Source organism: Pseudovibrio sp. SCP20 (assembly GCF_057774105.1).
In genome coordinates, this window is the sequence record NZ_JBYMDH010000005.1 from 333719 (window position 1) to 353745 (window position 20027).

Annotated in this window: 15 protein-coding genes; 12 read left to right on the plus strand and 3 right to left on the minus strand. The window is 55.0% G+C overall.

Annotation, left to right across the window (positions count from 1 at the left end; all coding sequences use genetic code 11):
* The first annotated feature begins 115 nt into the window (after positions 1 to 115).
* Genes AC3CB2_RS19790 through AC3CB2_RS19810 form a run of 5 tightly spaced genes read left to right on the plus strand, consistent with a single transcriptional unit; the run spans position 116 to position 6961 of the window.
* Positions 116 to 841 carry an IclR family transcriptional regulator gene (locus AC3CB2_RS19790; protein ID WP_352935390.1) on the plus strand — a complete coding sequence of 242 codons (726 nt, stop codon included), beginning with the start codon at positions 116 to 118 and terminating at the stop codon, positions 839 to 841.
* 3 nt (positions 842 to 844) lie between these two features.
* Entirely contained in the window at positions 845 to 1912 is a 1068-nt protein-coding gene (locus AC3CB2_RS19795) for a Gfo/Idh/MocA family protein (RefSeq protein ID WP_014284641.1), read from the plus strand.
* A gap of 17 nt (positions 1913 to 1929) precedes the next feature.
* Positions 1930 to 3804, plus strand: a complete 1875-nt coding sequence (locus AC3CB2_RS19800) for a thiamine pyrophosphate-binding protein (protein ID WP_352935387.1) — start codon at positions 1930 to 1932, stop codon at positions 3802 to 3804.
* A gap of 2 nt (positions 3805 to 3806) precedes the next feature.
* Positions 3807 to 5255 carry an NAD-dependent succinate-semialdehyde dehydrogenase gene (locus tag AC3CB2_RS19805; protein ID WP_352935384.1) on the plus strand — a complete coding sequence of 483 codons (1449 nt, stop codon included), beginning with the start codon at positions 3807 to 3809 and terminating at the stop codon, positions 5253 to 5255.
* Positions 5255 to 6961 carry a dihydroxy-acid dehydratase gene (locus tag AC3CB2_RS19810; protein WP_352935381.1) on the plus strand — a complete coding sequence of 569 codons (1707 nt, stop codon included), beginning with the start codon at positions 5255 to 5257 and terminating at the stop codon, positions 6959 to 6961. Before AC3CB2_RS19805 ends, AC3CB2_RS19810 begins: the two co-directional genes overlap by 1 nt.
* Before the next feature lie 58 nt (positions 6962 to 7019).
* Here the strand turns inward: AC3CB2_RS19810 and AC3CB2_RS19815 are convergent, their stop codons facing one another.
* Both AC3CB2_RS19815 and AC3CB2_RS19820 read right to left on the minus strand, forming a co-directional pair.
* Positions 7020 to 8120, minus strand: a complete 1101-nt coding sequence (locus AC3CB2_RS19815; protein WP_352935378.1) for a TIGR03032 family protein — start codon at positions 8118 to 8120, stop codon at positions 7020 to 7022.
* 93 nt (positions 8121 to 8213) lie between these two features.
* Entirely contained in the window at positions 8214 to 10943 is a 2730-nt protein-coding gene (locus AC3CB2_RS19820; protein ID WP_352935375.1) for an autotransporter family protein, read from the minus strand.
* Between the two features lie 551 nt (positions 10944 to 11494).
* On the opposite strand from AC3CB2_RS19820, the gene AC3CB2_RS19825 reads away from it, so the two are divergent.
* The 7 genes from AC3CB2_RS19825 to AC3CB2_RS19855 all read left to right on the plus strand — a co-directional run bounded on the left by AC3CB2_RS19825 (position 11495) and on the right by AC3CB2_RS19855 (position 18849).
* On the plus strand, positions 11495 to 12511 hold the full coding sequence (locus tag AC3CB2_RS19825) for a cytochrome-c peroxidase (RefSeq protein WP_425328963.1): 1017 nt from the start codon (positions 11495 to 11497) through the stop codon (positions 12509 to 12511).
* Between the two features lie 12 nt (positions 12512 to 12523).
* Positions 12524 to 14206: a methyl-accepting chemotaxis protein gene (locus AC3CB2_RS19830; protein WP_352935372.1), complete on the plus strand. Its 1683-nt coding sequence runs from the start codon at positions 12524 to 12526 to the stop codon at positions 14204 to 14206.
* 180 nt (positions 14207 to 14386) lie between these two features.
* The gene (locus AC3CB2_RS19835; RefSeq protein WP_352935369.1) at positions 14387 to 15616 is read left to right on the plus strand and encodes an HlyD family efflux transporter periplasmic adaptor subunit; all 1230 of its coding nucleotides are present in this window, start codon (positions 14387 to 14389) and stop codon (positions 15614 to 15616) included.
* Positions 15613 to 16788, plus strand: coding sequence for an FtsX-like permease family protein (locus tag AC3CB2_RS19840; RefSeq protein ID WP_352935366.1), 1176 nt, complete (start codon positions 15613 to 15615; stop codon positions 16786 to 16788). Before AC3CB2_RS19835 ends, AC3CB2_RS19840 begins: the two co-directional genes overlap by 4 nt.
* An 8-nt stretch (positions 16789 to 16796) precedes the next feature.
* The gene (locus AC3CB2_RS19845; RefSeq protein WP_014284631.1) at positions 16797 to 17513 is read left to right on the plus strand and encodes an ATP-binding cassette domain-containing protein; all 717 of its coding nucleotides are present in this window, start codon (positions 16797 to 16799) and stop codon (positions 17511 to 17513) included.
* 265 nt (positions 17514 to 17778) lie between these two features.
* Positions 17779 to 18240 carry a c-type cytochrome gene (locus AC3CB2_RS19850; protein ID WP_008549133.1) on the plus strand — a complete coding sequence of 154 codons (462 nt, stop codon included), beginning with the start codon at positions 17779 to 17781 and terminating at the stop codon, positions 18238 to 18240.
* Positions 18241 to 18243: 3 nt separating this feature from the next.
* On the plus strand, positions 18244 to 18849 hold the full coding sequence (locus tag AC3CB2_RS19855; RefSeq protein WP_352935362.1) for a cytochrome b/b6 domain-containing protein: 606 nt from the start codon (positions 18244 to 18246) through the stop codon (positions 18847 to 18849).
* Between the two features lie 53 nt (positions 18850 to 18902).
* Here the strand turns inward: AC3CB2_RS19855 and AC3CB2_RS19860 are convergent, their stop codons facing one another.
* On the minus strand, positions 18903 to 19994 hold the full coding sequence (locus tag AC3CB2_RS19860; RefSeq protein ID WP_352935359.1) for a T6SS phospholipase effector Tle1-like catalytic domain-containing protein: 1092 nt from the start codon (positions 19992 to 19994) through the stop codon (positions 18903 to 18905).
* Positions 19995 to 20027: the final 33 nt, after the last annotated feature.

Below are 20027 nucleotides of genomic sequence, written 5' to 3' on the forward strand. Positions count from 1 at the left end.
TAAAACCTGTGTCAATTCTGAAGCCAGACGCAGGAATTCTGTTGCCCTATGTTTAACTTTGTGTAATTAGTTGTCCATATTTCAACTTATTCCAGCGTGTTAGTGGAGATTGACGTTGCGCCTTTTACAATCGCTATCCCGTGGACTTCAGACGCTCGACTACCTTGTTGAGCAGGCTAAACCTTTGCGGCTTACGGATATCGCGAGTTACCTTGGTGTCGACAAGTCCAATGCGACGCATATTCTGCGTACTTTGGTTGCATGCGGTTACGCTACGCAAGGGACTGACCGACGCTACGCAGCAAGCGAAAAAATGACCAGTTCCCAAGGATCTGGGCCGACGGCGGAGGCAATTGTCGCAACACGGCAGCAGTGGCAACCTGTCCTGAAACAGCTCACACGCGAGACGGGAGAGTGCTCGCATATGGCTGTTCTGGCCAGTTCGCAGGTCTGGTATGTGGATAAAATCGATTCTGAGCTCCCGCTCAAGGTCGATCACCCCATCGGTTCTCTTGGCCCACTGCACTGCACCGCCCTTGGCAAGGCCTTTCTGGCCTTTGGTGATGCGCAGGCAGAGCAGGAGCTGAAGCAGTTCACCCCTGCAACCCTGACCGACCATAAGGCACTGGCAGCCGAAATCTCCAAAAGCAGAGATCGCGGATACGCGATTGACGACGAAGAATTTACCTCCGGCATCCGCTGCGTGGCGGGACCGGTTTTTGATGAGCATGGGGTGATGATCGCCGCGATCGGCGTGTCAGGACCGACAGTTCGAATTAATGACAAGCGATTTGAGGAGCTCGGTGCGCTTGTCGAGAAAATGTGTTTTATGAGGGAGTAAGGGATGGGGAACCAGCCGGTTCGCGTTGCCATTCTGGGCACAGGTCGCATTTCGGATTTGCATGCCATTGAGTATAAGCAGAACCCGAAAGGCAATATTGTTGCCTTGTGTGATCGAAACGTAAAGCAGGCCCAGTCTCAGGCAGAGGCATGGGGCATTGATGACCCGATCATCAGTGACGACTACAAAGAGATTCTGGCTCGTCCGGATATCGATCTGGTCGAGATTCTGCTGCCACACCATTTGCATTTGCAAGCCGCGCTGGACGCGATCAACGCTGGCAAAATGGTCTCTCTGCAAAAGCCCATGTGCATGAACATGGAAGAGGCCAACACGCTGGTAGAGGCCGTTGACGGCTATGATCGCCCTTTCAAGATCTTCGAAAACTTCATCTTCCATCCTCCTGTCTTAAAAGCCAAAGAACTGGTGGATGCGGGCGCGATTGGAGACCCGATTTCCATCCGCATCAAGTCCAATCCGGGCAAAAGTAAAACCGCCTGGAAGGTGCCAGCAGCAGCCAATGCGTGGCGGCAGATGAAAGACATGGCTGGCGGCGGCCCGCTGGTGTTTGATGACGGCCACCACAAGTTCGCCCTAGCCTGGCACTTCATGGGCATGCCGTCTGACGTGCACGCCTTCATCGGCCAGACCGAGGTGTTCAAAGGCATCTATCTGGACGCTCCGTCCATGGTCTCTTTCCGCTTCCCCGGCAACAAAATCGGCAATCTGGAAGTGGTTTACTCCCCTGAGCTGGAGATCGCGACCAAGCATTACGCGCAGGATGACCGTGTTGAGATCACCGGAACGCAAGGCGTTCTCTGGATTAACTGCGGCCACGGTTCCATCGGAGATCCGGCACCACTGGTGCATTACCGCGAAGGCAACGTCACCGAGTACCGCGATATCTATGCGGGCTGGGAGCAGAGCTTCGTCAACTCCACACGCCATTACCTTGATGCCATCACTGAGGGCGGCGACCCCATTCTGACAGCGCGGCAGGGCCGTGATGTCTTAAGCTTTGCGCTGGCGGCAGAAGAATCTGCACGCACAGGCCAGACAATCAGCTTCTAAGCAGCGGGAGTACAGACATGTCTTTATCTGTTCCCACCAGCATGCAAGAGCGAGCCAACTGGCTGAAAAGTCAGGGCGGTCTGGATGCCGCCATCGCCAATGGTCATTTTGCAGAGCAGGTGACCATGACGCTCTCCGAAGCGCTGGTTCTGGGCCTGATGCGGCAAGGCGTTACCAAGTATCTGGCAATCTTCGGCCACGGCTCCACCGAGCTGGGTGAGGTGCTGCGCATCTATGAGGATGCTGGTCTCGTGCGCACATGGCAGTTCCGCAATGAGGTGGAAATGGCCCATGCCGGCACAGCACTGCGCTGGGTGTATGGCGAGGTGTGCGCGGTGGTGACTTCCATCGGCCCCGGTGCTCTTCAGGCCATGGCTGGGTCACTGGCAGCAGCCTCCAACGGCATTGGTCTCTATCACATCTATGGTGATGAGACGACCTATGGCGAAGGCTACAACATGCAGCAGGTGCCAAAACCGCAGCAAGGCCTGTTCCAGCAGATCACCTCGGCCATGTCACAAGCCTACACGCTGCACACGCCGGAAGCTCTGCGCAATGCACTGCGCATGGGCGCCAGCTGCGTCTATCATCCGTTCAAAGCTGCCCCGTTCTACCTGAACCTGCCTTTGAACACGCAGCCTCAGAAACTGGATATCCGGCTGGACAGCCTGCCGACTATTCCAACTTATGAGCCAACCATTCCGGCAGCGGACCATAACCTGCTGGAAGCCGTGGAACTGCTGAAGACCACTGGCAAAGTCGCCATCAAAGCAGGCGGCGGTTCTCGCCCGTTCGCTTCGCAAGTCCGCGCACTGGCAGAAGCTTCTGGCGCAGTGGTGGTGGAGGCTCCGGGCTCACTGGGTATTCTGCCAGATTCACATCCGCAGAACATGCATGTGGGTGGCTCCAAAGGCTCTATCAGTGGCAACTATGCCATGCAGGAGGCTGAGCTTCTGGTTGCCATCGGTTCCCGCGCTGTTTGCCAGAGTGACTGCTCTGGCATGGGCTGGCCAAATGCAAAACACGTCATCAACATCAACGCCGACCCGGTGGATGTGCAGCACTACGCCCACACCACGGCTTTGAATGGTGACATTGGCGAAGTGGTGAAACTGCTGCTTTCAGAGCTCGCCAAAGGCGGGGTCAGCAACAAAGCCGAGTGGCTGAAAGACTGTGTTGCCAAGAAGGGCGAGTGGACTGCCTTCAAATCAGACCGCTATGCCGCAGGCGCGATAGACGACCCGGTTTGGCATCGCGGTGTGATGACCCAGCCTCAGGCCATCAAAGCAGCAGCTGACTTCTGCAAGAAGCACGATGCCATCAAGTTCTTTGATGCAGGCGATGTGCAGGCCAATGGCTTTCAGGTGGTGGAAGACGACCGTGTTGGTGAAACCATCACCGAAACCGGCGCCTCCTACATGGGCTTTGCCGTCTCCGCTCTCATTGCAGGCGGCGTGGCGGAGGAGGGCAGATACTCTGTCGCCTTCACCGGAGATGGCTCCTTCATGATGAATCCGCAAGTGCTGATTGATGGCGTGGAGCATGGCGTGCATGGCACGGTCATCATCTTCGACAACCGTCGCATGGCCGCCATCAGCCACCTTCAGCTCGCCCAATACGGCAACGACTACCGCACCAATGACGGCGTGGCTGTCGATTACATCGCCATGGCCAATGCGGTCGAGGGTGTGCTGGCTATTTCTGGTGGTCACAGCGCGGAAGATCTGAGCGAAGCTCTTGAGAAAGCCAGAGCACATAATGGCCTCAGCGTGGTGCATGTGCCGGTTTATCACGGCGAAAACCCGATTGGCGGCATGGGCGCTTATGGCAACTGGAACGTTGGCAACTGGTGCGATGACGTTCAGGACAAATATTTGAAAATGAGCATTTAATCATGACAGATGCGAAACTTCTTATTGGTGGAGAGTGGATGGCTGCCAGCACTGGTGACACCCGCGATGTGCATAGCCCGGTCACCGGCAAAACCATCGGTACCATCGCCGCGGCCAGCACAGACGACATTGCCTCCGCACTGAAACTGGCGAAGGACACCTTCCCAAAATGGGCAGCGGTTCCAGCATGGGAACGCGCCAAGGTTCTGCGTAAAGCCGCAGACCTGATCCGCGAACGCACTCAAGATATCGCCCGCGTGATGAGCACAGAAACCGGCAAACCACTAGCCGAAGCTGTTGGCGAAACCGGAGCAGCGGCGGATCAGTTTGAATGGTACGCCGAAGAAGCCAAGCGCATCTACGGCCAGACCATTCCGGGCCGCAACGCAGATGAGCGGCTGACTGTAAACTACCAGCCGGTTGGCCCGTCTCTGGCGCTGTCCGCTTGGAACTTCCCGGCACTTCTGCCAGCCCGCAAGATCGCGGCAGCACTGGCCGCTGGATGTACTGTTATCGCTCGTCCGGCTTCTGAAGCCGCTGGCCCGTGCTTTGCCATTGGTCAGGCGCTGATGGATGCTGGCCTGATGCCGGGAGCTCTGGCTATCCTGACAGGTGACAGCCGCACGCTTGCGCCTGCACTGATCAACGCACCAGAAATCCGCAAAGTGTCACTGACTGGGTCTGTGCCCGTGGGCAAAGACGTGATGCGGCAGTGCGCAGATGGCATGAAGAAAGTCACCATGGAACTGGGCGGCCACGCACCAGTGGTCATCCATAAAGACTTTGATCCGATCGCAGCAGCACAGAAACTGGCCGCCACCAAATTCCGCAACTGCGGGCAGGTTTGCATTTCGCCAAGCCGGTTCTATGTGCATTCTTCCATCGCAAAGGAGTTCGCAGAAGAGTTCGCTCGCTACGCCAAATCTCTGGTGGTGGGTGATGGGTTGGAAGAGGGCGTCACCACTGGCCCGCTCATTCGCCAGCGTGCCGTCGACCATGCACTACGCCTGACTGAAGATGCTATCGCCAAGGGCGCCGAGTTGCTCGCAGGTGGCCAACAGCCGGAAAACCTACCGGAGGGCAGTTTCCTTGAGCCGACGGTTCTGATGAATGTGCCGGATGAGGCCGCGATCATGATCGAAGAGCCTTTCGCTCCAGTCGCGCCGATCTCCACCTTCGACGACGTGGAAGACGTGATCGAACGCGCCAACAATACACCATTTGGTCTGGCGGCCTATGTGTTCTCCTATGACAGTGCTTTGGCAATCAAAACCGCTGAGCGGCTGGAAGCAGGCATGGTCGGTATCAACGAAACACTGCTGGCAACTGCAGAAGCGCCATTTGGTGGCAACAAGGAAAGTGGCTTTGGCCGCGAGGGCGGCTCGCTCGGCATCATGGATTACCTCGTGCCGAAATACACCCGCCACCTGCTAATCTCCCGAGAGATCTGATGAGCAAAAAAGTACAGGGGCTGGAAAACGGCCTGACAAACTATGGCGACAAGGGCTTTGCCCGCTACCTGCGCCGTTCCTTCGCCAAATCCATGGGCTACACGGATGCTAGCCTCGACAAGCCAATCGTCGGCATCTGCTACACCGAAAGCGGTTTTAACAACTGCCACAGGCATTTCCCTGAGATGCTGGAAGCCATCAAGCGCGGCGTACTCGCCTCCGGTGCACTGCCGGTGCCGTTCCCGATCATGTCCTTGGGCGAGGTGTTCCTGAGCCCGACCTCCATGGTCTATCGCAATATGATGGCCATGGCCGTGGAAGAGATGATCACTGCGCAGCCAATGGATTCCGTGGTTCTGATGGGCGGCTGCGACAAGACCGTTCCAGCCCTGCTGATGGGCGCGGCATCCGCTGGCAAGCCAGCCACTATGGTTGTGGCTGGGCCTATGATGACAGGTCGCCACAAGGGCGAACGCCTCGGCGCATGCACTGACTGCCGCCGCTTCTGGGCGCAGTACCGCGCGGGTACGGTAGATGAGCAGGAGATCAACCAGATTGAAGGTCGCCTTGCGACCACTGCGGGCACCTGTGCCGTGATGGGCACCGCCAGCTCCATGGCTGTGATTGCCGAAACCCTTGGCATGATCCTGCCGGGCTCCGCGGGCATTCCGGCTGTCCACGCAGACCGCCTGCGCAATGCAGAAGAAACAGGTGTTGTGGCAGCTCAAATGGCACTCTCAGAGAACGCTCTGACGCCAGACAAAATCATGACGCGTGAAGCGGTCGAGAATGCCCTGCGTGTTCTGCTTGCTGTGTCCGGCTCCACCAACGCGATCATCCACCTGACCGCTGTTGCCGGTCGCCTCGGTATCGATATCTCACTGGACCGCATGAACCAGCTTTCCGATGAGACACCGGTTGTTGTAGACCTGAAGCCGGTTGGTCAGGGGTACATGGAAGACTTCCATAGTGCAGGCGGTTTGGACGGGGTTCTGGAAGCGATCAAAGACAAGGTACATCGCAGCCCGATCAATATTGAGGGTGTAAGTCTGGGTGAGCGTCTGGATACTCCAAAGGCTGACCCGATCGACCACAGTGTGATCCGCACTGCCGATAATCCGGTTGACCCTCAAGGCGGCCTGATTGCACTGACAGGTTCATTGGCACCGGAAGGCGCAATCCTGAAGCGCGCGGCTGCTACGCCTGAACTGCTGGAGCATGAGGGCAGGGCGGTTGTGTTCTCTTCTCTGGAAGACCTTGCCAATCGCATTGATGACCCAGATCTGGACATCAACGCCGATGACGTGATGGTGCTGCAAAACGCAGGCCCACGCAGCCCATCGGGCATGCCGGAGGCAGGGTATCTGCCAATCCCGAAAAAGCTGGCCCGCGCTGGCGTAAAGGATATGGTCCGCATCTCCGATGCCCGCATGAGTGGCACGGCATTCGGCACCATCGTTCTGCATGTAACGCCGGAAGCGGATCTGGGCGGACCATTGGCTCTGGTACAGAACGGTGACCGCATCCGCCTGTCCGCTCAAAACAAGAGCATCGACCTGCTGGTGTCAGAAGAAGAATTGGAGCGTCGCCGCGCGGCCTTCACCTCACCAAACCCGGAACCAGCCCGCGGCTACAAGCAGCTGTATCACAATACAGTTCTGCCTGCGACAAAGGGCTGCGACTTCGACTTCTTGCAGAAAGTCTAAGCGAACTGATTAGAGCAAGTGAGCAGGGAAATCTCTGCTCACATTCACTCACCGAGCCTTAAGCAGGTTCCACGTGTTTAGAAGAGCTTGCGATGGTCCGAAGGTTGCTCACTTCCGGCGACGTGGGCGAGGCCGCTGATGGCAGGCGGACACCTGGCAGCGTGCAGACATCCAGCATTTCCTTCACCACACCGCTGAAACGGATCCACTCCACCACATCGCCAGTATCTAGATTAACAATCTGCACACCGCACCATGGGTCGGCATCCCTTCTCTTCAACTCATCATCCAGCGGCAGGCCCTTGAACGATCCATCACGCGGAAGCGAGAGCCCCACGATGGCATGACCATTGTGAAATGATAGCCCGCGCGCGAACCCGGGCAGGAAGCAAACTTCTTGAAACGCCCCATTCGCCGTGTCCACCCAGCCCAGATGACCAGTACCTGAGTTCACCACCCACAATTTGCCCTGATGCCAGCGTGGGGAGTGAGGCATGGAGAGGTTTTCTGTCACCACCTCATTACTGCGCACATCGATGATGCAGCCCCCGAGATCCCGTCGATCTCGCCAACCATTGACCACATCCGCACGGCTCACCATGGTCACATAGGCCGGTTTACCACCACGAAGTGCAATGCCATTGAGGTGACACCGGTCTTCCGCCGCAAGTTTTGAGATGAAATCCGGTGTCCACCAAGGAGCAAAGGAGTGTACCGAATGCAAGGTAGACAGGCAGGAATACATGGTGTTGGCAAAGACGATGCTGCCATCCTTCAGTTTCACAATGTCATGGATGTCTAGATCACCAGTCGTGTGCGCGACACGGGGCACATAGTACTTGTCTGCATCTCCAATACGCTGGTTCTCTTCCAGAATATTCTCAAAGCGAATGACCTGATTGGCGGTCGCAAGGATCAACGTCTGCGGTTCCGCCCACAGACCCATGGCACGATTTGTGCCCACCGCATGAAAGTGAATGCCGCCACTGGGTTTCACACCCACCAGAAACAACTGTCCGGTCTGGTAAGAGGAAAGCACCAACGATACCTGATGAGTACTGAGCCATGTTGCCAACCCTCGTGAACAGGCGATATCACCCGGCCCCAACCGAACCGGCGTTTCCGTTGCCTGGCCTGCTTGTTCTGATGCAGCGCTCATCTCATCCCCTTATGTGTTGCGAGCTTAAGCAACTATAAGGGCTTTGCACTACCTAAACCTCAGGCAGATCTTGGGGTTGGACATGTTTGAGCATCAGAACCTGATGGTGAAATCCAGCTCAATCACATGGATCGTCGCGTTGTCACCAAACTGGCCATTGTACTCCGCATTCAGGAATACGTTTTCCGTCGCCCGCGCATCAATCCCGGCTTCCAGCTCAAAGGCATCTTGTGAGATGGGAGCGCCATCCACGCCGAACGCCGTGCTGCCACCGAAGGCCAACAGCGCTGACGGGTCGACATCCCCATAGGCATGTCGCCAGCTGAGAGAAGCGTTGACGTTGACCCAATCAAAAACGTTGTAAGCGCCCCTCACACCCAGATTGGTGAAGGTACTATCAAAACTACCGCCTTGTTTCGTGAGCGCTGCAATGCCGCCATCCTCAGTAAAACCGTCTGTGCGCACATCGATGTAAGACACACCAAAGAATGGCTCAAACACAAAGGCATCAATCAAAGGAAACTCGTAGTTTGCCTCAGCATAGAACTGCCAGCCGCGTCCGTTGTAGCTGCTATGCTCCCGCTCATCGATCGTAGAGAAATCAACCGTCCTTGCCCCTTCAAGGAAGTGCCAGTTGTAGATGCCCGCCAGAACAAAGCCCACGTCCTTCACATCAGTCTCACCATAAATCCCGATGGACCATGTGGTCGCTGACCCGCTGGACGAGCGCGCATCCTGCTTCACATTGGTGCGCCCGTATCCACCCAGAACACCTGCCAGAAAATTGTCATCGAACTCACGATCATACCCGAAGAGCAAGCCGCCCAGACTGTTGTCCAGTGAGGCTGTGTCGCTTGTGCTGAATGTGTTGGACCACGCCCCATAACCAATGCCCCAAAGACCGTTGCGGCGCTCTTTTTCAGGGTCAAGCGGATCCTGTTCAGGCGCGAGAGACGCTGAGATCGCGCCAAGAGAAGCATCTGCATTCCGTATACGGTTGTTGATCAACGCCATGCGGCGATAGTTGTTCTCAACCAACGCCCCTTGAATGGAGGCATAAATCTCCCCGGAAAGATCATCATAAGCAGCCTGTGCCTGAGCTCCGTTAGAAAGGCCCAGCACCGCCTGCGGCAATGGATCTGAAAGCGGCAGACTGTCCAACCCAACACAGGCTACGGAACGCTGGTTTTCGTTGCCTGCCAAACCGCAGAAGTTGTTGGCCAGTGCAGTTGCCGTCAGCGTGACGGCAGTCGCTCCATAGTTCAGCTCCCAGTCGATAAACAAGGTATCGACCACACTATCAAACGTTCCCGTAACGCCTCCTGCTGCATCCACAATGGTGAACGCACCAACCGGCGCAAATGTTGCCCCACTGGTTTGCACTACACCACCATTCAATGTGGCTGTGCCGGAAACATCCAGTGTGTCACTCGCCGTCATATCCGCATTGAAGGTGACCATGTAGGTCGAAGAGGCCTCATTCTGGAAATCGCCGGTGATATCCGTTTCCTGAATACTGGCATCCCCGCCGGGCGAGAGAATCCCGGCGTTTGTCAGCAGATTGCCCGCTCCCAAAATGACTTCGTCTCCAGAGTTGAAACGCGCGCCACTCAGGTTATTGAAGGCGTTGGTCCCGGCATCAAGATCGATGCCATTGGTGGAGGTCAACGTGCCGGAGTTATTGATCGTATCATCTCCGGCACCGCCTTTGATATCGTCCACCACACCGGAGATGGCATTGGTGCCGGTAAGCGTGAAGGTGGTATCACCGACTGTCTGAATGTTGATGCCAAACGACTGTGCATTGATGGTGCTGTTGGTCAGGTTGACCTGAAAAGTACTCGCAGGTGCAAGACCATCTGAAATAAGTATCCCATCCGAGCTCGCCCCATTAGCATTGATCGTTCCGCTGTGGGTTACAGTGGCGGTGTTTTCTGAATACACCATAATACCGTGCGCTGAGTTGCCACTTGTTGTAATTGTGCCGCTCTGGTCAATCGTAACGGCCCCAACACCGCGAGCACGTGCAAAAATACCGCGCGAGTCGTTGCCAGCGGTGGTCAGCGTTCCAACATGCGTGATGCTAACATCTCCTGTCCCATCAGAACGTGCAAACAAGGCTGTACTTGATGTATCCAATGTATCGACATTGCCGGTCTGAGAGATGGTTATGGCACCAGTACTGCCACCTTGCGTGGTGGCATAAATCCCTTGAGCATACATGTTGCCAGTAGTGGTGATATCACCGGTATGGGTGATCGTAATCTCTTGAGACAAAACAACTTCAATGCCCCGGCTGTAATAGCCGTCCGTTGTAATATCGCCGCTCTGAGTAATCGTCACGGCATCAGCGTCTCTCACCTCAACACCAGAGGCATACTGACTTATTGTCTGAATATCACCAGTGTGCGTGAGGGAGACGTTCCCGCCATCTGGGTCTATCTCAATTGCGTTTCGGCCATCTGTTGCGATGAAAAAATCACCGGTATCACTGTTGATCGTGATGTTGCCATTGGAATCAAACTGAATGCCCGGCAGAAAGAAGGAGGGCGTGATATTGCTCGTCACATCTTCAATAATCAGGGTGGTGTAGGCTCCACCTGCGCCACCCTGAACATCCACGCCAACGGACAAATCACCGGAACACGTCACCGTCGTCCCGCTGATCTGGCATTGTGGCTGCGGGGAGACTGATTGCGCTCTTGTGGGAACAGTGGTTGCAATTGGCAAGGCGATAAGCGCGGTGGAGAGGAGGAGGGACTGGTAGAGCCTGCTGGAAGATACCACTCGCTGTGACTTTACTGATGTGACGGTGCCGCGCATTTAAACCCTCAGACTACTGAACTAAGGCACTTAAACTTCTCGAAATACGCCGAGCACAAAACTCTACCCGCCAAATCGTGCAATGTATGCCGGGCAGTTACGCTTGGATCGCTTAGACAGGCTCAACGGCTGGCTCACCGCTGAGCACAGGCCAAACGATTCCAAAAACAATGAGTTAACGTCTAGGCTGACCATGCATCTGGCAGGTCGCAATCTTTGAAAATTGAGGGCACAGGTTCAGTTGGACTCAACTGACGAGGCGAAGTCGAGATTCTGATTGAATCACGTTGTCGATCTTGTCGTATTACGCATGCAGCACGCACTTTAACGTCAGCATTAAAATCAGGAAAGCAAATCCATCGCGTGAACTTCAAAACCGGATAAGCGTATAACATCCTATAGAAACAAGGAGTTTTCCAGTTTCAGTGGAAAGCCAGCTAAACTTCACTTCACATATCGGTGAGGGTACCCAATCAAAACAATCGATAAAGCATTCATTAACGCCTCTTCAGCTAGGGGATCTCCCTTATATTTGCTTAGGGGAGAGCATTGTGTTGTTTCTAGGAAGAGTTGTAGGCAGTCTGTCTGCTGCCGTCGTGTTGGGGCTAACCGCATCTCCTCTGAGTGCTGCAGACATTAATTCACTCAAAGAACAGTATCGCCGACCACTGGAAATCCCGTTTCCAGACAGCGCGCCTTACTCACCGCAGATGGCGACGCTCGGCAAAATGCTGTTCTTTGATCCGCGTTTATCTGGCAACAAAAACATCAACTGCGTCAGCTGTCATAACCCATCGTTTGGCTACGAGGTTCCGGTGCCTACCGCTGTTGGATCCGCCAATACACATCTGGGACGCCAAGCTCCAACTGTGCTGAATGCCGCCTGGGTTTCGCCTATGTTCTGGGATGGCCGCGCAGAAACGCTGGAAGAGCAGGCTGCCGGTCCAATCACCAACCCGGAAGAGATGGACGGCAAGTTCGAGACCATCGTCGAGGTCCTTGATGAAATTCCGGGCTACAACAAATGGTTCGGCTCCGTATTCCCGAATGAGGGGATCACGCGTGACACCGTGCTCACCGCCATCGCAACATATGAACGCACCGTGGTTTCCGGTTGGGCACCGTTTGATCGCTGGGTCGAAGGCGATGAAGGGGCCATCTCTGCCTCTGCTAAGCGCGGGTTCGAGTTGTTCAACGACAAAGCCAACTGCGCGCCGTGTCACTCCGGTTGGAACTTCACCGACAACAAGTTCCACGACATCGGCACACCGACAGAAGACATTGGCCGCGGGCTTTATGAGGAAGACAATCCAAAAGCCCAGTTTGCCTTCAAAACTCCGGGCCTGCGCAATCTGACGTATCGTGCCCCGTTTACCCACAATGGCAGCATTCCTGATCTGGAAACCATGATCGCCCACTACAATACTGGCGGCATTGAGCGCCCATCCCGATCCGAGCATGTGCGCCCGCTGGACCTGTCTGAGCAGGAAGTGGAAGACCTCAAGAACTTCCTCGTTTCGCTGACTGCTGAGCGCACCGAAACGCCAATGCCAACGCTGCCGAACTAAGGGCCGGAATCCATGACCATTCGCTACAAAATCTTCATTCCGATCCTCAGTCTCATCATCGTTGCAATGGCCCTGATGGCCTTCCTCGTCTGGCAGGCAGCAGAAGGTCGCGAGAACCTTGGCCGGGTCACACTCAAAGCACTGGAAGCACAGCGGCTTTCCTTCACCATCGTGAATGACTTTGAGCACGCCAAGGAAGTCGTTGATACAGCACTGGCTATGACGACCTTCATTGAGCCGGAAGAGTTCCGCCGCGAGTTCAATGATATCAACGCATCTTTGGGTATGGATATTGAGCAGACGCTTGATGTAGCGCTCAATGATGAGATGCGCCAGGCCGTGACCTCTGCGCAAACAGCTTTTAAAAACTGGAGCAAGGACGCTGCGATCCTGCTCGGCATCACGCCATCCCGCATGATCCCAACCAAAGAGAAGATCGAGCGCCACAATCAGGCTCTGCGCGGCTCTATCAATGCGATTGTGTCTTCCACCGTCTCTGCCAGCCAATCCGCTCTGGCACAGGCCAATGCGGATGCGCGCCGGGTGAACATCATCTCCCTCAGCTTTGCGTTGGTTGTTGGCCTTGCCGGCCTTGGCTTTGCTCTGTGGCTGGCAAATGGTCTGAGCAAGCCAATTGTGGCCCTGACCTCTAAGATGGGGGAGCTAGCTTCCGGTGCCGTGGATGTAGACCTCAATCTGGCTGCCCGCAAAGATGAGATCGGCAAGATGCAAGACGCGGTGATTGTATTCCGCGAAAACGCCATTGCCCGCCGTGATCTGGAAGAACAAGCGAAAACAGAGCGCTCCCGTGAGTTGACCCGTCAGCAGAAGAAGGAAGAGGTTGTCGAGCAGTTCCGAGTAGTTCTGGAGCGGAACGTCTCCATGCTTTCCAACCAGTCCATGGAAATGCGCAGCTCGTCTGAACGTTTGTTTGACGTGGCCAATCAGGCGACCCAGCAAGCGAACAGCGCTGGAGAAGCTTCTGCAAGCGCCTCTCAAAACGTAGAAACTGTGGCTGCAGCAGCGGAAGAACTGGCTGTTTCCATCCAGAAAATTTCCAACCAGTCCACGCGCGCCAACACACTGGTGGCATCCACCTCTCAGATCGCACAGAACACGGACAACGAGGTCATTGCACTGGCTAAGTCCGCCGAGCAAATCGGCACTGTACTCAACCTGATCCGTGACATCGCTGAGCAAACTAACCTGCTGGCTCTGAACGCGACCATTGAAGCCGCACGCGCAGGTGATGCAGGCAAGGGCTTTGCTGTGGTGGCGACTGAGGTGAAGACACTGGCAAGCCAAACGGCCCATGCAACTGAGGAGATTTCAGCCCAGATCAACGGCATCCAGAGTTCAACCCGCAGCACGGTAGAGGCCATTGGCTCCATCACCGCAGCTGTAAAGGAGATCAGCGAGCTGACCTCATCCATTTCCGATGCAGTTGAACAACAGCAGATGGCGACAGCGGAAATCGCAGAAGCTGTTCAGGCAGCGTCTGATGGAACCGCCAAAGCAGCCAGCAATGTTGTTTCCGTGAGCGGTGCCATCAACGAGACCACCAGTGAGGCAGGTGCAGCCAACCAGTCCTCCGCTCTACTGGAGCAGGTCACCAACGACCTCTCCGCTGAAGTCGACAGCTTCCTCATCCGCATCGCAGAAGAAGAAACCACGCTTCAGGCTGCTTCAGCTTAATTGAATTAAGATCAACCGGGCTGTCCACTAAGACAGCTCGGGCACTTTCCAGGCATCCCCTTCCGCTCCCAAAACCCAAAATCCACCTGTGTTACAAATCTGTACATTTTTTGGGTTGCGCGATCTTCATATTAGAATATTAGAAAGTAATAACTAACAAGTCACAGCAGAGGTGGCCCTGTGACCCATCACAATGCGCCAAACAAAGATTTGCCTTTGGAAGACACTGGCATTTCTTCTATTTCCGGTAAGGCACGCAAGGGCTTACCGTTTAAGCGGATTATTCTGCTCATTCCCGTTTTCATCACCATCATGTTCACTGGTGGTGTCATGGGCATGTACTTCCAACCCGCTGGCCTGCGCCTGTTCTATGAAATGACGGGCCTTGAACCGGGAGGGGGAAGTGATCAGAAAATCGCTGTTCCCATCAATACAACCGTTACACCAGAAGACATCAAAGCACTGGAAGCTGGTGCTGTCGTCGCGCTTGGCAAGTTGATCCCTCGGGACGGCGTGTCGACAATCGCTCTGCCATTTGGAGCAGGGGACGCCCGCATTGCGGACCTTCCTGTTTCAGTCGGAGATTGGGTTGAGAAGGGTACTATCCTGGCATCCCTCGACAATCGTCCGTCTTTGGAGGCAAGTGTTGAAGCAGCAAAAGCTGAGGTAGCAGTTTCTGAAGCCTCGCTCAGCCAAGTTCAGCTTTCCATCAAAGCCAGTCAGGTTGAGAACGAAGCAGACCTGAACCGTGCCAAAACCAATGCGGATCTGGCACGCGTCGAACTGGAACGCACAAAGTCCTTGTTTGCCCGCAAGGTTGTGACAGAGGCTCAACTGGATCGCGCAAAGGCGGAAGCAGAAAGCGCGTTACTAGATGTAGCCCGCAAAGAAGCGACGCTCAAGCGATACAGCAGCACGGCAGATATCTCTCAGGCAGATGTGGAACTTGCCAAACGCAAGCTTCAGTCCGCTCAGATCGCTCTGCGTACAGCTGAAGTGAATCTAGAGAAATCCATCGTTCGCGCACCCTTTGATGGCACTGTTCTTGACCTGCTGGTGCAACCCGGCGAGCGGCCATCTTCTGCGGGCCTGATCGAGTTCGGCAACACTCGCGAGATGACCGCTGAGATGGAGATCTACCAGAACCAGATCGGACGCCTGAACATTGGTGATGTGGTGGTTTTGCGGGCCGAAGCTCTGGCGCAGGAACTGCGTGGGACATTGACAGAGATCGGCCTGATTGTTGGACGCCAGAACATCATCAGCGTCGATCCAGCTGCAAACACCGATGCACGTGTGGTGACGGTTGTCGTCACACTGGATGAGACATCCTCTGAGCTAGCAGCAAACCTGACCAATCTGGAAATCCTCGGCTACTTTCAGCCTGCATCTGAGAGGGACACCAAGTGACCCGCTTTCTCACATGGCTGCTGGGCCGTTTGCCCATAGGCTGGTTGCAGCTGACACACAATAAAGGGCGCTTCGCTGCGGCTCTGGCGGGTGTTGCCTTCGCCAACGTTTTGGTGTTCGTGCAACTCGGCATGATGGGCGCGCTGACTGGGTCTACCTTGCAGCCCTACGAGCTGTTTGAGGCGGATATTCTCATCTCTGCCTCCGATGCCAAATCTCTGACTGAAGGCGGTAACGTTGCACGAGTGCATATGCTGCAAGCACTGACGGTGCCGGAGGTGGCTTCAGCTGCGCCAGTTTACATCACCAAAGTCGACTGGCGTGTGCAGGAAGATCAGATTGCGGGTTTGCAGTTGGTGGGTCTTCCTATTGAAGCCATCGACTTTATGGCACCTGTGCTGCGCCCACAGTTCCTGCAACTGGCTTTGCCAGATACGGCGCTGGTTGATCGTAAGACCCGGGGTGGAACGGAAGAGTTCTTCAACTCACTCTCACCGGAAACGCCCGCAATCTTTGAAATGAACAACCGCCAGATCAAACTGATCGGTACCTTGCAGATCGGCGCTGGTTTTAGTGCCGATGGTAATCTGGTGATGTCCGACCAAAGCGTCCTGCGCCTGTCTCCCTCACGCAGTTCTGGCGCACCAGACCATATCCTGCTGAAAGTACAACCCGGAGCCTCTGTTGAGCGGGCTGTTGAGCTGCTGAAGCAGGTTCTGCCGATAGATACGCTGAAAATCAGAAGCTTTGACAAGGCGGCAGCAGATGAGCAAGCCTACCAGACCTCAGAAAAGCCAGTCGGCATCATCTTCGGGTTTGGCACCATCATTGGCGTGCTTGTAGGGATCGTTATTGTTTATCAGGTTCTCAGCACCGATGTGGCTGATCATCTGAAAGAATACGCCACCTTCAAAGCCATGGGTTTCAGCCAGGGGTTCTTCCTCTGCATCATCTTTGAAGAAGCCATGATCCTTGCCGTGCTTGGATTCTTCCCCGGCGCACTGGCAGCAACGGGCATTTACAAAATGCTGGCGCTGAAGTCTGGACTGCCTGTGGGATTAACACTGGCTCGTGCGCTGATCGTGTTTGTTGGCACACTCGCGGCCTGCGCCCTTTCCGGAACCATCGCAACACGTCGATTGGCACATGCTGATCCGGCTGATCTGTTCTAGGGGGCCGCATGACATACACACCACATGCCCCGATCAGCGTTTCTGGCCTCAGCCATTGGTTTGGTGAAGGGGAAGCGCGTAAACAGGCGATCTTTGACGTCAACTTTGAAATCGAAAAGGGCAGCCTGACAGTCCTGATGGGGCCATCAGGTTCCGGCAAAACAACATTGCTGACTCTGATGGGCTGCTTGCGCGACGTACAAAAGGGTCAGCTTTCTTTACTGGGGCATGAGCTGCATGGCGCGGATGAGACCATGAAGATTATGCTGCGCCGTCGGCTCGGCTTTATCTTTCAGGCCCACAACCTGCATGAGAGCCTGACCGCAACACAAAACGTGCTGATGGGCCTTCAAGTGCACCAGAGCGGAGTGAAGGCGACCGTGGATGCTGCGCAGCAGGAAAAAGCGGCGCGGCACATGCTGAGTTTGCTGGGGCTGGAAGACCGGCTCGACTACCTGCCAGCGCATCTTTCCGGCGGCCAAAAACAACGCGTTGCTATTGCACGTGCACTGGTTTCCTCTCCGGATATCGTGTTCGCAGATGAACCAACAGCGGCACTGGATAAGGACACCGGCCTGACGGTTGTCGAGCTGCTGAAGGAGCTGGGCGATAAGCGTGGCATCACCACCGTAATGGTCACCCATGACAACCGTATCCTGCAGCTGGCGGACCGTATTCTCACCATGGATGAAGGGCATCTGGTTGAGGAGGCTGTGCCGGCATGATCTCGCCAATCAAAACCTGCAGGTGCCCGTTACACCTTGCGACAAACTATTACAACATTCCCATTGAAGCGTTGTTTTGCTCATCTATTCTCAGCGAAGACAAGCACAAACGCGGCTTATACGGGCATATACATAGATACAGCAGGAATACATAAGAGATCCGATCTGATTTTCAATCAGATAAGAAATCTATATTTCCAATAAGACAAACAAAACCAACCAAACCTCATCAAATACTTTCCAATCACCAAACACGGAGAAATCCATGCGTAAACTATTGATCACCGCACTGGTCGCTATGACTGCAACGACGGCTTATGCAGCCGATGCCAACAAGGAAGACGTGGTCGACGCACGCCGTGCTTACTTCACTCTGCTTGGACATGACATGGGCGCGCTGGCGGCGATGGCCAAAGGCGAAGTTGAATACAGCGCCGAGAAAGCAAAAGCAGCTGCAGGCAACATGATGACAGTTGCAAGCTACAACGCAGCAGGCCTTTACATGCCAGGCACCTCAAACGCTGACCTGCCAGGCAAAACCCGTGCTCGCCCAGTGATCTGGGAAGATATGGCTGGCTATCAGGCCAAAGGAAAAGATTTCTATCAGGCACTTGTCGCACTCAACGAAGTCGCTGGCGAAGGTCGTCCTGCACTGGGCAAAGCACTCGGCCAACTGGGCGGTACCTGCAAAGGCTGCCACAAAGAATTCCGTGCGAAGGACTTTTAAGAAATGACGACTGCGAGCACTGATCATCCTTTGGAAACGCAGGAGAAAAAAGGCACCCGTATCTGGGATCTGCCGCTGCGCCTGTTCCACTGGCTCTTTGCAGGCTGTGTGGCCGCCGCGTGGGGTTTGGGCAAGTTCGGGCCTGACGTGATGACGCTGCACTTCTGGTTTGGCTATGCAGTGCTCGCGCTCATTGCGTTCCGTCTGATTTGGGGTTTCATCGGGTCAGAGACAGCCCGTTTCTCAAGCTTCATTTATAGCCCCAAAGCACTGTTCTGTTACATCGCCAAACTGCCAAAACGGCGGGCAAGCAACTGGAAAGGACATAACCCGCTCGGCGGCCTGTTCGTTTTCCTTTTGCTGGGTGTCATCGGAGCACAGGCGGCGCTTGGATTGTTCGTGGATCCGGAAGACTACATCAATGTAGGGCCATTCGCTTCATGGGTGGGCATCGACAGCGCCCGCACCGCATTGGCGTGGCATGGCATTCTGGCCCGCGCAACGCTTATTCTGGTGATCCTGCATGTGGCAGCTATCTTCTTCTACCGTTTCTGGAAGAGGGAAGACCTCGTCACACCAATGATTACAGGTCACCGAAAAGCCAAGTGATCAACGCAAAATTTCAGGCCGGAGCGGAAACATCTGCTCCGGCTTTTTCATGACTAAGTCGCCTCTGTTTCTCGCGCCTGAGCCGTCCGTTTGATCAGAGGCTCTTCAATCGGGTTCTTCTCCATCATCCACGGCTTGTAGTTCATCTCAGGATTATTAACCCGCTTCAACACACTTGGGTGAACATGTGGCTGCCCACGCTCTCTGGCGTTCAGGTCCAGCCTCGGCCACACACGCTGCTTCACTTTATAGATGTACTCAAAGATACCCTCACGCGGGTTATGGATGGTGCCGGTTTCATCCGGGTTCATCTTAGCAATCACTGCTTTGCGGCTGCCTTCGTGAATGCGCAGACCGTTGCGCTCCGCATGCCCCAGCATCCAGTTGAAGGTGATGTCGGAAAGACGGGAATCTTCATAGCCTCCCCCAACATCCGTATGCACACCTGCAAACCACGTCTGCTGCATAATCTGGTTGGGAGCTGTGCTCTCGTTCCACAAAACGGGATGAAACACCTCACGCTCATCATCAATTGACAGAGCGTGGTAGGCATTCTTCACCGCTGCGGGCAAAGTCAGGTCATGGAACTCGTGTTTGAAGCCGGGGAGTTTGTTGATGGCAGCTGAAAGCGGCTTCCATGGCAGGCCGAGCGCCGCAACGGTGTCCCACACGCCGATGAACTCAATCTCCGCCCACATATTGTGGTGCTTCTCACGAAACTCCTGCGCTTTTGCTTTTCGTTCGTGGCCATCACTGATCTGATAGATTTTGTAGGCTTGGTTGATCAGTTCGGGGCGGGATTTCGGGAGGATGCCAAACATCTCGATGAAACCTGCAAGACTGCGCACGGTGGTGGCGCCGCGGCTGAAGCCAAACAGGTAAATCTTATCCTTCGCCTGATAGTTCTCGAAAATGAACTGATAGCATTCCTTTAGGTTCTTGCTGATGCCAAAACCCGTGGCATTGCCCAAAAACCGTGTGATGCGAGAGCGATGGGCTTTGGTCCCCAGGCCACGATCGTAAAACAAGACCTGTCGCTTGGTTCTGTTTTCGCAAATTTTGAAGAGCTTATAGACGTTCGTATCCGGACCATCGCCACCTTCCTGACCGGTCCCATCTGAAAACACCACTATGTTCTTCGCCATCGCCACCTCCCAAAACTGCAGGGCCACATAAAC

Excerpts from the sequence above, each read along its gene's own strand:
- AC3CB2_RS19795 (WP_014284641.1), top strand. The coding sequence starts at position 845 with ATGGGGAACCAGCCGGTTCGCGTTGCCATTCTGGGCACAGGTCGCATT.
- AC3CB2_RS19800 (WP_352935387.1), top strand. The coding sequence starts at position 1,930 with ATGTCTTTATCTGTTCCCACCAGCATGCAAGAGCGAGCCAACTGGCTG.
- AC3CB2_RS19805 (WP_352935384.1), top strand. The coding sequence starts at position 3,807 with ATGACAGATGCGAAACTTCTTATTGGTGGAGAGTGGATGGCTGCCAGC.
- AC3CB2_RS19810 (WP_352935381.1), top strand. The coding sequence starts at position 5,255 with ATGAGCAAAAAAGTACAGGGGCTGGAAAACGGCCTGACAAACTATGGC.
- AC3CB2_RS19815 (WP_352935378.1), bottom strand. The coding sequence starts at position 8,120 with ATGAGCGCTGCATCAGAACAAGCAGGCCAGGCAACGGAAACGCCGGTT.
- AC3CB2_RS19820 (WP_352935375.1), bottom strand. The coding sequence starts at position 10,943 with ATGCGCGGCACCGTCACATCAGTAAAGTCACAGCGAGTGGTATCTTCC.
- AC3CB2_RS19830 (WP_352935372.1), top strand. The coding sequence starts at position 12,524 with ATGACCATTCGCTACAAAATCTTCATTCCGATCCTCAGTCTCATCATC.
- AC3CB2_RS19845 (WP_014284631.1), top strand. The coding sequence starts at position 16,797 with ATGACATACACACCACATGCCCCGATCAGCGTTTCTGGCCTCAGCCAT.
- AC3CB2_RS19850 (WP_008549133.1), top strand. The coding sequence starts at position 17,779 with ATGCGTAAACTATTGATCACCGCACTGGTCGCTATGACTGCAACGACG.
- AC3CB2_RS19855 (WP_352935362.1), top strand. The coding sequence starts at position 18,244 with ATGACGACTGCGAGCACTGATCATCCTTTGGAAACGCAGGAGAAAAAA.
- AC3CB2_RS19860 (WP_352935359.1), bottom strand. The coding sequence starts at position 19,994 with ATGGCGAAGAACATAGTGGTGTTTTCAGATGGGACCGGTCAGGAAGGT.